The 16309-nt window shown below is 44.2% G+C and carries 8 protein-coding genes; 3 read left to right on the top strand and 5 right to left on the bottom strand.

Annotated features, from left to right (window positions below):
* Positions 1–1516, bottom strand: a 1516-nt coding sequence (locus CA598_RS28570) for an S-layer homology domain-containing protein (protein ID WP_179283789.1), incomplete at its 3' end; no start/stop codon positions are given.
* A gap of 307 nt (positions 1517–1823) precedes the next feature.
* On the opposite strand from CA598_RS28570, the gene CA598_RS28565 reads away from it, so the two are divergent.
* Complete coding sequence (locus CA598_RS28565) at positions 1824–2840, top strand: LacI family DNA-binding transcriptional regulator (protein ID WP_094873942.1); 1017 nt, start codon at positions 1824–1826, stop codon at positions 2838–2840.
* A gap of 114 nt (positions 2841–2954) precedes the next feature.
* Here CA598_RS28565 and CA598_RS28560 read toward each other — a convergent pair whose 3' ends face one another.
* The 4 genes from CA598_RS28560 to CA598_RS28545 form a co-directional block, all read right to left on the bottom strand.
* Positions 2955–10202, bottom strand: coding sequence for an S-layer homology domain-containing protein (locus CA598_RS28560; protein ID WP_179283788.1), 7248 nt, complete (start codon positions 10200–10202; stop codon positions 2955–2957).
* A 459-nt stretch (positions 10203–10661) separates the two neighbouring features.
* The gene (locus tag CA598_RS28555) at positions 10662–11672 is read right to left on the bottom strand and encodes a ketoacyl-ACP synthase III (RefSeq protein WP_094878669.1); all 1011 of its coding nucleotides are present in this window, start codon (positions 11670–11672) and stop codon (positions 10662–10664) included.
* A gap of 132 nt (positions 11673–11804) precedes the next feature.
* Positions 11805–12518: a DUF3153 domain-containing protein gene (locus CA598_RS28550; protein WP_094878667.1), complete on the bottom strand. Its 714-nt coding sequence runs from the start codon at positions 12516–12518 to the stop codon at positions 11805–11807.
* A 213-nt stretch (positions 12519–12731) separates the two neighbouring features.
* Positions 12732–14129: an MATE family efflux transporter gene (locus CA598_RS28545; protein ID WP_094878666.1), complete on the bottom strand. Its 1398-nt coding sequence runs from the start codon at positions 14127–14129 to the stop codon at positions 12732–12734.
* A 160-nt stretch (positions 14130–14289) separates the two neighbouring features.
* Between CA598_RS28545 and CA598_RS28540 the strand changes: the two genes are divergently transcribed.
* Positions 14290–15171 (top strand): helix-turn-helix transcriptional regulator, encoded by an 882-nt coding sequence (locus tag CA598_RS28540; protein WP_094878665.1) that lies wholly within the window; start codon positions 14290–14292, stop codon positions 15169–15171.
* A gap of 232 nt (positions 15172–15403) precedes the next feature.
* Positions 15404–16309 (top strand): collagen-like repeat preface domain-containing protein (locus CA598_RS33395; RefSeq protein ID WP_179283787.1); only part of this gene is annotated, 906 nt, incomplete at its 3' end.

The raw sequence follows: 16309 nt of genomic DNA, 5'->3' as shown, positions 1-16309 counted from the left end.
CTGTAGGCGTTGCCGTTGGTGTCGATGTCGCCGTTGGTGTCGATGTCGCCGTTGGCGTTTCGGTTGGTGTAGTAGTTGCTGTAGCTGTTGCTTCAGGTGTTTCGGTTGGCGTCACTGTTGGACCTACATTACCAGAATTGCTTGGAGCAGAAGTTGCTACTGGTAATGTCGTTTTCCCAGTGTTTCCTTTTTGTACTGGTGAGCCGCCAATCGTTACTCCATCGGCTTTGTTATCTATTGAGGTTACGCTTCCGCTGCCTTGAATCACTGTGCCTCCGGCACTTGCAGTCAGGATTAACGCAGACACATATGCATTATTCTCCAGAGTCAATTGAGTTGGGCTGCCCACCGTAAGACTGGCAATAGTTCCTGAGATTCTTAGCAAAGAGCCGCTGACTACTGAGTCTGCCGAGCGAACCGCTCCAAATATCCCTCGAAGTGAGATATTATGAGGAACGACGTTCATCTCAATATCCCCAAAGCCTGCTCCCGTAAGATCGCTGCTCTCTTCCAAGATAGCCCCGGATTGCAGCTGCACAGTATCCACAGTTGTTGACCCGCTGGCATAAATTCGAACCTTGCCGTTAGGTTTGGCTACTTGAAGCGGCCCAATAGAAGTATTGTGTAAGCCAATACTTTGCTCACCGCCACCTCGTACAAACGTAGTCCCTGTTACCTTAACACCTTCAAGCTTCGCATTTCCTTCGGCAATCCCCTCCGTTAAATAAAGATTGCCTTGGATGACAGTATCTTTAAGAACCACATCGGCATGATTAATGATTACATTGCCCTTTACTGTTCCAAGCGAAGTCTCTCCAGATTTTAAGATGAGTCCCGAAACCATTCGATCAGCAAGCTGAGCAAGCTCTGCACGTGTAATTCCGCCCTCAGGCTTAAACAAACCTCCAGGATAACCTTTAATAAAGCCAGCACTCGATAGGGCTGCTATCGCTTTCGCAGTTTCATCACTGATTCCGTTCAAATCAGTGAATCCTGCTGTGCTACTTTTGTCCGTATTGAAACGAAACACTTTCTCCAAGGATAACGCTGCCTCAGCACGCGAAAGCGCATGTGAAGGATAAATATTGTTATTCTTATCAATGCTCAAATATCCAGCTGCAATCCCTTTGGCAATATCACTCTTATACCAGTCTGTAGCCAGCACATCCGCTGGAAGCTTATCCGATTGCTCCTGATAATTAAATATACGATTCATAATTGCCGCGAACTCTGCCTTTGTGACTTCCTTGCCCGGTTGAAACGATCCGTCGTCATATCCACTTATAATCCCATTTGCGCTCCAACGCTGTAATGGACCTGCAGCCCAATGGCTTGGAGATACATCCGTAAACGCTTTCAATACATCGATTGTTTCATTTTCCACTTTCGTTACCGCTGAATCAGGTGAGTTTCCCTTTAATGGCTCTGCCGCTGAAGCATTCATGCTCCCAACCGGTGATAGCAGCCCGGTGACAAGGAGCATAGCAGCTATTGCTGCCGTGAAATTCCTCTTCATCCTAAACATCACTCCTCGAATTTCGTAATATTCGTAATTCAAGCGAAGAATCGAAATCGGTTTCGACAATGTTATTGTTGCTTAGATTTCCATATTTGTAAAGATATAATTTTGAATTTTTTTACATTATTTTTTTCGGAATATATCTCAGGATTAAAATATCCGTTTGACTTGTTTCGGCAATAAGAATAGACTTAAAATAACTGTTTTACTCTTCACTCCATTCAAAAAAACTCATAAATAACCGCTCTACCACAGTCTTTCCCCCATATTCCAACTATTAAGCGGAGGGTGGCTTAAATTACATATGAATATCAAAATGATTGCCGAAATGGCAGGCGTTTCTGTCTCGACCGTTTCGAAAATTATGAATAATTACAGCGATGTTTCGGAAAAGACCAAGAAAAGAGTCCTGGAGATCATCGAGCAAACTGGATATTCACCATCCAACTCCGCCAAGACACTTGCAACCAAAAAATCAAATCTGATCGGTGTGATTTTTGCAGGTGAGCTTAATGTAGAATTTACGCACCCTTTTTTCGTCGAGGTATTAAATTCCTTCAAGAAACAAATGGGTGTACTGGGATACGATCTCATCTTCTTTTCAAACGAAAAATTTATTAGCAGCGGAGATTACTTCGCGCGCGCTGTTCATTTTAATGTGGATGGCTGTGTCATTATATCTGGACAGAAGATGGAGCCAACGATCCACGATCTGGACATGAGCAGTATCCCTTGTATCGGGGTAGATCTCGAACTAAAAGGGAAGAAGTCAGGCTTTGTTATGTCAGATAACTTCCAAATATCCTCTAAGGTCGTGGAGCATTTTTACCTCCTTGGTTATAGGGAGCTTGGTTTTATAGGAAGTGCTGCGGATTCAGAAATATCCAATCTACGGGAAGCAGGATATACCAAAGCTATCGAAAGTTTCGGTCTCCCTTTGAACCGGCGTTGGTTTGTACATGGCGACGATTTCTTTGAGTCCAGCGGATATACGGCTATGCAACAATTAATTCAAAGCGGCAGTTTACCAAAGGCCATTTTTGCTGCCTCTGATTTGCTGGCTTTAGGAGCCATCCGTGCATTAAAAGAACATGACCTCCGTGTCCCTGAGGATATCGCCATCATCGGCTGCGATGACATCGAAGCCTGCAAATATACTACACCAAGACTGTCTACCATCCGTCAGAACAAACAACGACTTGGCATCCTCGCTGCCCATATGCTCTATGACTTGATTAACAATCAGTCAGGTGGCGGTTCTTTTGTTGTGGAGCCAGTACTTGTTGTGCGCGAGTCCTGCGGAAGCCAATTGAAATCTTAGGGTATAACACGAATAAATCCCCTCAAGGTTTACAACGCCTCAGACCTCGATAAGAGGTCTAAGGCATTGTCTAACTTGAGGGGATTTTTCATTTAGGGAGCTTACCATTTCATTTTAGAATTTCGCAAGTAGATTTGAAATACTCTGAGCTGCCTCGGCACGGGTTGTCATCGATTGCGGAAGGAAGTTACCATCCTGATGACCCGACAGAAGCTTAGCTTCTAGCGCACCTTGTACATAGGTTACCGCCCAAGAACTAACTTTAGAGCTGTCCTTAGTCGCATGGAATGAACTTACTTCCGGCTTAACGCCCGTACGATATGCATAGGCTCTTACCAGCATAGCTGCCATTTCCTCGCGGGTAATCTGTTGATTCGGGTCAAAACGATCCTCGGATACGCCTTGAATAATACCTGCTTCAAAGGTTGCATTGACCGCCTCTTCATACCACGATCCAGCGTCTACATCTTGGAATGAAGTCGGACGACTCGCAGTTAAGGAAAGCGCTCTGCTGAGGAGAGCTGCATATTCCGCTCTTGTGATGGAACCCGATGGGTTAAACATAGAGTCAGATTGTCCCTTCATAATTTGTTTAGCAGATAGTTCCTGAATGGTCTTGTATGCCCAGTGACTTTCAGGTACATCTCGATAGCTGCTTTGGAACGAAAGAACTACGTATTGGCTGAAATGATTCAAATCTACGGTAAGACTGGTTTTGGACGGATTCATCGTCCCACCTAGATAGGTAAAGTTCCCATTGTCCTCAATACGGTAAATACCAGCTAGAGCTGGATTGGTTCCATTCAGAATCGGTAGTGTTATCTTCACGGGTATAGGGAATTGCTTCAGTGAATATTTATTACCAGACTCATCTGACATGATTAATGAGAAGTCCATGATTTCACCAACCCGTGAATACGGTGGAGTTATTGTTAGTTGATTTGATTGAATAGCTTCCATCTTCAAAAGTATTGTTGCTGTCTTCGCAGTTGATGGCAGAAGCTTACGAAGCTCGTTCAATACTTTGGAGGACATAATGGCACGAACCCCATTCACTTGTATCTCTAGATCCCTATTGCCGATCTGATCAAGTTGATCGATCGGAATCATTACTTGATTCTTATCTCCTTGAAGCTGTAAGATGATGTTTCCTTCAGCACTCTTCGTTAAGAGTTCATCTGGGATAACAACCGCCCCTGCGGGCAGCTCCGGCTTCACCACCACTGGCGGCGTAACGCTTGATCCTGGGTTCCCCCCACCCGTTGGTGGTGTTGTCGACGTATCATTTTCGCGCATAACAGTAATTGTGTAAATCTGTTTGGTTCCATCTTGAGCTGTCACAGTTACGGTGATCATATTAGTGCCGACATGTAAATCTCCACTACCTGTAATCTTAACTACGCTAGTCGGATCGTATGCCGTATAGGTAATATCCGTTACCGACGTACTATAGGGAACCGTTACGTTATAGTTCAACGTACTAGGTGCAAAAGCTGGCAGAGTTTCCCCATTCATTCGTAGATCGGACAGCAGAATTTGGTTAGGTAAGGATTCTGACTCACGGATGACGATAATCGTATACATATTCGAGCTGCCGTCTGGAGCTTGAACATGCACTTCCACAAGATTCTCGCCTACTTGCAGAGATTTACCACCCATGACATGAACACTTAGCAAAGGATCTGCCACCTTATAAGTAACCTCTGCGACCGAAACATTATTAGGTACACGAACCGAATAATTCATTTGATCCGGTGTGAAGCCCATCAACGATTGACCGTTTATCTGAAGATCTACTAGTGTTGCCTGAGAGATCTGTACTTCTTTAGTTGCAGTGGTCAAATTCGGCATCGTTTCATGCCCTTTCGCATCTGCAATCATCGCTTGCGTAATTTGTACAGCAGTAGCCTTTTCTTGCGGTGTTACTAATAGCTTAACAATAGGAGCATTTGCTTGAATGCCATTTGTTGACGTTAGAATGATTCTTGTCGCTCCATTAACCGTCTCTTTACGAACCATCTTAACACCTGGTTGAGCCGGTTCAATCGATGAGAAGTTAAGGGTACTAGCGTCTATGTTCAAATCGATGGCTGTCACATCTGAAATAGCATTGTTGATCGATACTTCATAACCTTTGAGCTGTTGTGTAGCAGCATCCACTACTTTCGTGAATTGTAAATCTGCAGCACCCGATTGTTTCTGCTCGGTCTGCGGTATGAACATACCGTCAATGACATGAGAATCTCCAATGGCCGGATTCAAGCCAAGTGCAGTTAGCACCGTTGCAGCCAAGTCTCTTGTATTCCCACCTTGCAATAATTTTTCCTTTCCTGCTTCGGTGGCTACCGTTCTACCATTCGCTGCGAAGAAGATTGTGGTGGCAAGGGGCTCATCTTGCCCGTGACTTGTTGCCATACCCAAAGTTCCGTCTGCATTCTCTTTGCCCCCACCATGGTCAGGCAGCATGAGGATAAGCGTGTCTTCCAGCAAATCATTGTTCTTCAAAGCATCATAAATAGTCTGGACATTCTTGTCCGTCTTCTTTAGTTGTTCATAGTACGCCTTCGTATAGAACCCTTCACCGTGGCCAGCCCCATCCATATCATCCAATTGGAAGAAAATTAACGAGGTATCTTTCGCTTTGCCGCTAGCTGCGTATTGCGTGAATGCCGCTACATCCTCTTCATCCCCCAAGGAATAGCCTTCAACACCAACAGAAGGTTCAATATGCCCCTGAACAATGTTGCTCCATGTAGAGAACACCGTTTGTTTCGTAGCAGGTAATGCCTCTCTTATTTTTTTGAATACCGTTGGGTAGTCCCATGATTCACTGTACGTGTAGGCTGCGGTATCGTCATTATATAGACCATGCTTCTCATAACCGACACCATTAATCATCGAGCCCCAGTTTGGAGACGAGCTGGATGGTAACGTGGTTTTGGCCGTATAGCTAATGGCTCCATGCTCGATAATATTGCGAATGGCTGGAATTTGCAGACGATCGCCTACCTTTTCTTTCTTGGAGCTAGGTGTCTCCCAATAAGGAGCATCTTTTGAGACGGATACACCTCCACCATCAATCCCGATAACTACTACACGTTTATAGGGCTGGTATTGGACCTCGGCTGCAATATCTGTTAACTCTTTATCCGAAATGCCTTTCGCAAGTGCAAGGTCACCTATCGTAACATAACCATCTTCATTAAGATCTTCGGAAGCTTTGGCATGGATCTGAATAACGGCAGGCACCGATTCAAATGCCTTAATCGTTAGTTTTGTTGATCCGGTATAGAAATCTGCATGCTTTACTTCGATGATACCTTGGCCGGAAGCACCAAGCGTATTGAATTTAAGCTCCGAAATTCTGGATTTCGCATACTCCAGCGGATTCTCGATGTTATAGACATTACCCCCTGGCAGTTCTAGTCTAACGATACCAAGGGTCGAAGTGTCTGTCTTCGTTGCGCGAGATGCGCTGACAAATTCGAATTGTGCTGGATCATAGGCTATCTCAACGACAGCTTTGTCCACTTTAGTCGTCATATCAGGTGTACGCAGATCTAGGTTATACCGAAATTGCGTACCTTGAATCGTATGCTTAGCTCCGATCAGATTTAATGAACCTGAAAAATCCTCAATGGAAGCAAGCGGCGGAGCACTGTTATACATATTAGAAACTTCATGAGCGGTTAATGCTCTTCCATACATATGAAGCTCATCAAGCTGTACTTGCAGCGCATTGCTGTAATTGCCTGTACCATCATTTCCGATCATGGTTGACAATCCTGTATCCAGCGTACCCTTTCGACCTGCAATCGTCATGGTACTTGCGATCCCCTGATAGTTCGAGCCATTAACTTTGGTCACATTTACAGGAACACCATCTTTATAAAAATCAACTTTTCCTGAAGCACGATCATGCGATATGGCGATATGATGCCAAGTACCATCTACAACATTTGGAATTTGGGCATCTGCACGCGATTCGCCGGATGTATTGAAGTTCCATTGAAGTGCACTTCCCTTCAGCGCTAAGGCATAACCTACATTTGCACCAGAATCCCAATTCTTATTGGATAGAATCGCAGGGTCTCCTGAGACAGAAGGTGATTTAACCCAAAATGCGAACGAGAAGTTCTTGTCCTTGCCGAATTGCAGACTTGTTGGTTTGCCAAGATCAACATATTGCAGCGCTGAACTCTTGGAATCGATACTCAAGGCTTGTCCGACGCGACCTTTCACGAACTGTGGATCTTTAACCGGTGTTACCGGTATAGCATTTACAGATTGATCCTCCAAATTATTCTCGAAGGACATCTGTAGAAGTGTGTCCGCAGAGAATACTGAGCTACCGGTAAAATCGATTTCACTCATACTGGTGAATAAAGCGGTTGGGTTATAGGTGCTCGTGACAACAAATTTCACATATCTGCCTTGTATCGCTTTATCCAGCCTATTGAAATCTTGATAGCTCGTGCCTTTCCAGGTTTTCTGGAATGTGCCGCTCGCTTTATTCGCCGGATTACTCAGGTACACCGGATCGGTCAAATCCGATAATTGATCCGAGGCGTAGAGTTCAAAATCCTTTGGAAATTCCAGAGCCGTCTGACTTAAGCGGCTAGTGCGCCCAATACCAGTTAAGTTCTTACTACCCTTCATGTCGATAATCACCCAATGTGGAAATGAAGCGACAGGCTCCTGCCATTTGGAATGCCAAATCGTAGCCGTATCGTTATCAAGGATGTTCGCAGCATTGGCATTTTCATTGTCCGCATAAGAACTAAAGGAGTCGATAGTGAATGCGTTCTTAGGAATAAAGGAATATATTGCTGCCTGTTGTATTTTTTTATAGACCCACTGAAGCCCGACATAAGCAAGGTCAATTTCGGTTGGGCTATTACTTGCCGTCAGTTGTCTGGCTTTCTGAAGTTGGCTTGCAAGCTCGCCCAGCTGGTCTTTCGGGTAAGATACACCACTGACTTTATCGCTGTTCTGTTGAAAGGATGCAGCGTCATGAATTAATGTAGTGAGCTGTTCAAAGGTAAAAAGCTGAACACCCTTATAGGAATCCGACAATGCTTTGTTTTCCGTGGCTGTGAGAGATCTCTTCCAAATTCTCAGATCATCTATGGTAATCGTTGCTCCGCCATTTCCTTTGTTGCCATCCACACCAATCAGCGTGTTAAAGGTTGTATCTACACTTTGAGTACCAAGCGAGGCAATACTCCCCGATGCCTTCTCCGTCCCATCTACATAAACTTTTGCTAAGTTGTTTGTTCTGTCTGCTGTAATGGTAAAGAGATGCCACTCCATTCCTACACTTGATGCTGTAATATCCGCTCTTTTCGTTCCATCACTAATATTTAAGGTCATACCATTGGTGGAGGCAGGTCCAATATACCAGCCTAGGTTACTGCCACTATTCCAGTTTTTATTGGAAAGGATAGTCTGATCCCCGGAAAGATTGCCTTTGTGCCAGAAAGACACGGTGAAGCTTCCTGCTCCGAATTTCAAATCATCACGCTTGCCCAAATCAATATAATTACTATTACCCGCTGCAATGAGCGCAGCTTTATTGGCTTTACCATCGACATACGTTACATTGCCTGCTAGACTTGCTAGCCCTGTCACGTCTTTAGCTTCATCGGATAGGTTACCATCCAATTTCATATCGACAACTAGATCCTTCCACATGGTCGATGGATCAATTGGCGTCAGTTCAGGTCCTTCATTGCCGGCTGTGAACGATTGCTCTAGCGTTGCAGAGCGATTCCCGTAGGCATCCACAGCTGTCACTTGAACAATGTATGAAGTTTGAGGCGCAAGTCCTTCGAGTGGAATATTCATTGCATTCGGAATCGGGGAAAAATAATAGTCAGAGAATACATTTACAGATTTGCTGCTGACTCCAGACCTTTTATCGATGACATTGATTTCATAATGATGCATAGATTGATCATCTTTCGCTTGCTTAAAGAAAAGTAAAGGTACCGTATCCTGATTCGTTATGTCGAGTTCACTATTGAATACAGGAGCAACCTTATTACGGTTAGCCGTAGTGTACTTGAAATTGCTCTTAATCGCTTCATTCGTCGAGCCTTTTAGCTGAATGACCCACTTGTCTCCAGCAACTGTACCCGCACTGTTGAATGGAGGCTGCGGCTCAGCCGTCCATTTGCCGTCAGTGTAGATATCTCCAGGATCTGCGTTAAGTGCAATCCGATCCACTTCAACCCGATCCGCATACACCTCAACGAAGTCGGCCTGACTGACCGGAAATTCAAAACGTCCTTCAAGTCCCTTCTTAGTCACTTGGGAGTACCCGCGATCGGATTCAATGTAAGACATGGAGCCAAGGTTAACTGAAGTGAAATCCTTCTGGTAAATGGAGCGATCATCACTAATATTCAGATGGGAGTGTCCTGAGAAGGTAATTACTTGAGGATAGTCTTTGAGATCGGAATAAAGATTAGGATTCGATGCCTGCTGCCCATCCATTACCGTATTCGATATAGGCTGGTGTACATTCACGAAGATGGGGGTATTCTGATTCTTCGGATCAGCTGTGAGTTCTGCAAGTCTACCCTTTAGCCAATTACGCTGACCTGTATCTGAGTTGTAATTGTTCCCGTTTAAAAATATGAAATGATAGCCACCGATTTCAGATTCATAGTAGCCATTCGGCTGGCTTGTGAACCAGTCCGCAGGATAATGTTCGTTGACTTTAGCAACGGTGGAATCGTGGTTGCCTATAGCCATCCGGATTTGGGTGTTATTCCACTGCTTTCTAGCTAAATTTTGCTCAAAAATTTCTCGAACCATCACATGATCATTGGGCTTATCATTCCCATTATCATTAATCATATCGCCAACGACGAGTATTGCATCCGGGTTCGGGAAAATCGACCCTATCGTATCAAAGAATTGGGTATAACGGGCATCCGCTGAAGCATGTGAGCCTACATGTACGTCTGACATCGCTACAAACTGGAGCAAGGGCTTTTCTTTGGTCTTGATGATATAAGAGAAGGTTACTCCCTTACTTGCCACGCCATTTTTGATCGCAATGGCTGACAAATTTGTTGTTTTGGAAATTAGGATCGGCCCGTTATATTTCAAACTATTAATATCCGGAAGCGTGCCGTCGAGTGTATAGTAAACGTCAGCATTCTGCGTTGCAGTTGTAAGGTGGATCGTCTGCGCTTCTTCATATCGGCCGGTGGGTACAGAAGTCTTTGGTTGATCTACAGATAGAATCTCAGATTCTTCAGCTGCAAACACAGGGGTGATATTCGGCATTGTGGAACAAATCACTGTGAGTGCCAGTAATAATGCAACAAATTTCCTACCTTTTCTGAACAAAATCATCTCTCCCAAGCATTATTTTATAGTTTTGAATAACATGAGAACTCACCATCGACAGAAGAGCTAGCTACCCTATCCCGGATATATTCGATAACGCCTCCTTTCTTCATCCGATTCAAAGTACATCCCATACTATTATTTGGTAGCCTGGGGTCTGCTGTGTATATTGTAGGTATGGATTATTTGCATAACATTAAATATCTGTAAAATTCAAAAGATGCATCCAAAGACTGTGATATGGGTCAAAACGCCTAAATCAATCCCAAAAGTTGCCTATCAAATGAATAACATCTGCATACTATCAGACCAATATGATCATAACAGTAGCCAAATACATGCATAACACATGCCCAAAAATACTTTTAGTAATGAAACAAAAACGACCATTCCTCGGAAAAATACCGAGAAACGGTCGCATGTTTACAATCTTCTATACTTTATGTTTACCTGAACAACTCACAATGAAGTTGGCTCCCCTACCCGCTCATCTAAGCTCAGCTCTACCAGTTGACCCGCCTGGGTCAATCCCGCGCCAAAGCCATACATTAGAATCTTTTGCCCATTCTTTACTTTGCCCTCACGTATCCCCAAATCAAGAGCTAAAGGAATTGTAGCGGCAGAAGTATTGCCAAAATTCACAAGACTATGCAGCACTTGCTCCATCGGATAGTTCAATCGCTCGCAAATCGGCTCAATCATCCGCATATTCGCACTGTGTGGAATAAACCAGTCGACTTGTTCCAGACCCACTGCTGCTTTTTCAAGCAACTGCTGTACACCGAGAGGGACGGTTCTAACCGCCCAGCGAAACACCTCGCGCCCGTTCTGTACAAGCATTTGTGTGTCTACCAGTTCAATATTGTTAACCGTATGGGCTAGACCTGTGCGATACACATGATTCCCCCCGCTGCCATCAGTAGCTAGCTGAAAGCCTAAAAATCCCGTCGATTCCTTATCACTCTCCACAAGCACTGCCCCAGCTCCATCACCAAAAAGAATACATGTACTGCGATCAGTGTAATCGGTAATCTTGGAGATCGTATCCGCACCAATCACTAGAACCTTACGGTGCATCCCTGAAGCGACATAGCTATGAGCCGTATGAAGCCCATATACAAAACCTGCACAGGCTGCGCTCAAATCTATAGCTCCAGCAGTCTGTGGAATATTTAAACGGTCTTGAATCAAAGAAGCTACAGAGGGAAAGGAAAAATCAGGTGTACTAGTAGCTACCAAGACCATGTCGACATCCTGAACGCTTTTTCCATAACGTTTCATTAGGTCCTGTACTGCAGCTACACATAAATCACTTGTGTATTCATCCTCTCGACTAATTCTGCGTTCACGAATTCCAGTCCGCTGAACAATCCACTCATTATTAGTATCCACCATCTGCTCAAGATCGGCATTCGTCAATCTTTTAGCCGGGACATAAGTTCCGATAGCTGTAATTTTTGCACCTGTTATTCCAATCACCTCTTCAATTAGTATCTGATATTAGTACTTGGTACTAATTATAACTCTACACCTGCTATAAAGTAAAGAAAGCCGGTAAAGCAGCATGGCTTACCGGCACTATCATTACGTATCTCGACTCACTTAAGCACGATTTACTTTGCGGTGTTTTCTTTTTCTGACGAAAAATAGAATCGCAGCAATGATCACCACCACTAGAATAATTAACACGATCACAATATTCCATACATTTGGCACATAAACCTGCATTTTGATCGGCTCCGTATCCCCCAGGGTAACATTCCAGGTAAGTGTTCTGCCTTCATCAACGGCTGCATTATTTTCACCAATTAGATCTATTGGCAACGTTAGCTTAAAATCAAATGCCAAGTTTTTCAGCACCGCCCGAATAATCGGCTTCGATAAACTCAATGTTCCCATGTTATCCATAATGGTATCCATATAGCTATTAAATTGAGGCTGTGCCTCAACATCATACGTGGTATATAACAAATTCTTTTTAGTAACGAGCTGTAGATCCACAATATCCAACCCCATAGAGGTTGAACCTATATCCTCAAATGAAGCGTAATTTTTCTGGATTTCATATACTGTAGACTTACCTTCTTGTCGTTTTTCTAGCTGAATCCCATCCTCCTTCAATTTATCTGTCAGACTCTTCTCCATTTTATCGCTGATCAATGCCTCTGTTCGGGAATCCAATTTCACATTCATTGCTAAATCTACGCTTTTATTCTTATTCACCGTGACGTGAACTGTACCATTAGAACATCCCGATATTAATATCATCATTAAGAGCAGTACTAGGATCGTCAAGCCTCTCCATTTTAACGGCATTTTTCTCAAACCCTTCAATAGTATGTATTCCTAAAACAGCTACCCATGCTCTAAAGGCTAACTCATTTATCCCTTTGAATCAAACTTAATATAAATTAATCCTATATATTCTCAGAAAAAAGAGGTTATCTCAAAGTAATAAGTTCTACTCATAAGATCACCTCTTTCTCCAAAAAACCACAGGCAAATCGCTTTCTGTATTCTATTCATTCCTTAAATGCTAAGAGAGGCCCTTCTTTTACTCCCTCTGTGAATAGATGCATTCTCTTCGCTTTTTAAAATATCCGCCTGACGGAGAACTTTCCTACCTCTCCAGCGCATTAGAACAAGCATCCCCCGCACAAACTCATCAGCAATCATACAGCAGTAGATCCCTGTGAGCCCCCAGCCTAAGCTGATTCCAAACCAATAGGAACAACCAACTCCAATAATGGACATAGACACGATAGAAGTATACATCGTATAACGGGTATCACCGATGGCGTTCAGCGCATTACCCATACCCATGTTCAGCATTTTGCAAGGCTGCAGTAGGAGATTTAGAGCCAGTAGAGAAATCCCAATCGCAATAATCCGCGGGTCGGAAGTGAAATAACCTAGTAGATTCCTGCCGAAAAGAAATAGCAGTAACATGTTCGCTGATACAATAGCCAAGCCGATATACAGCGTGCGATATGCACTACGATAAGCCTCCTTCAGCTTCCCTGCCCCGAACAAATGCGCGATCTGTATCTGTCCAGCTAGAGCGATTGCATAACCTAACGTGAAGCAAAAGGATTCTAAGGTATTGAGATAAGTCCGTGCGGCTAACGCTTCTGCCCCCAGTGCGGCTAGAAAGGAATAGACAATCAACTGCGAGAACACCCAGCAGGAAGAATTAATTCCAAGTGGCCAAGCAATCTTTATAATTTCCTTGAATAGCTTGCCGTTGAATATACGGAAATCCCTAAGTCTAATCTTAATCTCGAAGGAACCTCTAAACATGGTATACAGCATGATCACTCCGACCAGTCTACTGATAATACTTGAGATTGCGATTCCCGCAAGCCCTAGCTGTGGCAGACCGAACATCCCGAATATAAAGGTATAGTTCAGAATAATGTGAATGACATTTATGATGACCCCTGTGTACATTGGACCTCTGGTGTTCCCTGTATTACGAATCGCTGTTCCAAGGGAAGCAATCATCCCCACCAAAAATAGACCGCCACCGACATACGAGATATAAATATTGGACAGTGATAATAGCTCAGGCGAAATATTTAGAATCCCCGCTATTGGACCCGCATAGAAGAACAGGATGATACTCACGACAATACCAAGAATGAGACTAACCGATACGCCCATAATTGCAATCGTACGTGCTTCGCTGAAACGTTTTGAACCCATTCTTTGCGCGATCAGGATTCCAGCCCCGCCCGCAAAGGTGGTAAAAAGTGTGGTCAACGCACCGAACAATTGATTGGAAATGCCGACTACGGCGACTGCATCGTCTGAAATACGGCTGACCATGAGTGTATCCACCGTACCTAGCAGGGTCTGTAGAAACACCTCTATAAATATAGGCCAAGCCAATACCCATAGTCCAAAGCCCTGTCTTTCTTTTTTCACTAAATAAACCTCCCCTTAAACCAAACATGCATACTGGGCCTAAGAAACAGCATATTGTTTCTTTAGGTCAGACTAAATTATAGATGATATACTTTTGGTGATGGTACAGATTTCAAACCAATAATTTCATTATTTCAACCTCATAAAAGGAGATCTCTCCATGAACATTATTAATTTCACCGTCCCGCCAATGCTCTATTATATCGTAAGTGGATTGCACACCTTCTCACCAGGGCATTACCACATGAGCCGCCACAATATAGAGGTATTTGACTTGCTTGTAGTCAAGCAGGGCTGCCTATATATGAATGAAGGAGGTCTCACCTTTCAGGTAGGCGCAGGTCAGGCACTGCTTCTTCGTCCAGATAGCCATCATTTCAGTACGGATAGTTGCAAGGAACACACCTCTTATTATTGGCTGCATTTTCAGACAGTGGGCGATTGGAATATTTCCGAGGCTACAGCTTCAACACCAGAGACAGAACATACCAAAGTGGAGCATCCTCTTCATTCAGACGAATTTAATATACGCACCTTTACCTTACAACTGCCCCAATATACTTCTCTGCTACAACCGTCCAAGATGGAAGAACTGCTCTCGCAGCTGAATCAACTAGCGCCTAATTCCCATTTGAGCGATACTCCATTTCAGCAGCAGTTGCTATTTCAAGAGGTTCTCCAGCAATTATCTACCTCTATGCGCCATGAGCGTCCCTCTCCCTCCAAAATATGTGCAGAGCAAGCTGCCTCCTATTTGCGCAGTCATTTCCGTGAGCGTATCACAGCACAGCAGCTAGGGGAGAACCTGAACTTTCATCCTGTATATATTGCTCGTTGCATGAAAAAGGAATATGGCTGTGCACCAATGGATTACCTGCTGCACTACCGAATTCAGCAGAGTAAGCTGTTGCTGATGCAGACCAGTTACACGATTGCCCGGATCGCCGAGGAGGTTGGCTTCAATCAAGCGCCTTATTTCAGCTCCAGCTTCGTCCGTATTGAAGGAACCACTCCACGGGAATTCCGCCAACGTTTCTCGTAATTGCCCTTCAATATAAAAGAATCGCTCTTATGAAGATCGATGTTAATTAACTACTCTATCAAAAAGGCAGCTACCATATTAGCAGTGGCTTGCCTTTTTGATGTAGGTTCATGTGTATCGACTTCCAGAGCGATTACTGTAACAACTTCCATTTCTCTGAATATGCTGATTGGGCAGGTTCCCAATTTTTAAAGGAATGAAGAGGAGAAGCTCAAGGAGGAGATACAGTAACATGTCGGAACATAATCATAGACCCTTTAAAGGTGACGCTATCCTAAACAAGCAAGGAAGAATAAGCAGTCCTATTAGAAAAAGGGAGTGTGCCGCTCTATTAAAAATAGTCACTGAGCTCTCTGCAGTGGTACCTCCCGCGCTTACGAATCCCACAACACTTCATATTACGAATCTTCAAAGAGTGTTAAGAGAACTCATGGAATTCTTGCATGACGCTAAGATATGCAGCCCTTTTAGAACGGAGCTTCTTTCTGTAGTAGAAATAACCATTGTTTCTACTGAAGTCAGTCCCTTCTCAGTCGTAAGCGTTGGCACCAATCTTCAACAGCTGTTAGCCGAGTTATTATCTTTTATTCTCGCTACGAAGATTGACGCTCATTGCAAAGATCAGTTGGTCATTCAAATCAGACATATTCAGGCTTCTATTTCACAAGCACTTGGCTTACCTATTAAGGGTGCGACGGGGCCACAGGGTCCTCAGGGACTCCAAGGTCCTCAAGGTCCTCAAGGACTCCAGGGTCCTCAAGGATCTACTGGTGCAGGACTGCAAGGTATTGTAGTCTTCAATCCCGCACAAAGTCCTTCTTATCCAGCGGGTCAAGTAGTAACCTTTAATGGCAGCACTTATATAGCTACTGTTGCTGGACCCAAAGGAACACCAGGTAGTTCGTCAGATTATTTATTAATTGCTGGTGGAGCGACAGGCGCGACGGGAGCGCAAGGAGCACCAGGACCTCAGGGACCTCAGGGACCTCAGGGATCTCAGGGACTTCAAGGACCTCAAGGGCCTCAAGGAGCACAAGGAGCACAAGGAGCGCAAGGAATACAGGGACCGACAGGTCCTGGAGCAGGGGCAACTGGACCGACGGGTGCGACGGGTACGGCCGGGCTTGCGGGGTCGACT

The organism is Paenibacillus sp. VTT E-133291 (assembly GCF_002264395.1).
In the GTDB taxonomy this organism is placed as follows: Bacteria; Bacillota; Bacilli; order Paenibacillales; family Paenibacillaceae; genus Paenibacillus_AQ; species Paenibacillus_AQ nitricinens.
Note: the sequence above shows the minus strand (reverse complement) of the source record. Positions and strands in the feature narration are given on the sequence as shown.

What these genes read in the sequence shown, in the direction of transcription:
- CA598_RS28565 (WP_094873942.1), top strand. Translation starts at nt 1,824, where the DNA reads ATGAATATCAAAATGATTGCCGAAATGGCAGGCGTTTCTGTCTCGACC.
- CA598_RS28550 (WP_094878667.1), bottom strand. Translation starts at nt 12,518, where the DNA reads ATGCCGTTAAAATGGAGAGGCTTGACGATCCTAGTACTGCTCTTAATG.
- CA598_RS28540 (WP_094878665.1), top strand. Translation starts at nt 14,290, where the DNA reads ATGAACATTATTAATTTCACCGTCCCGCCAATGCTCTATTATATCGTA.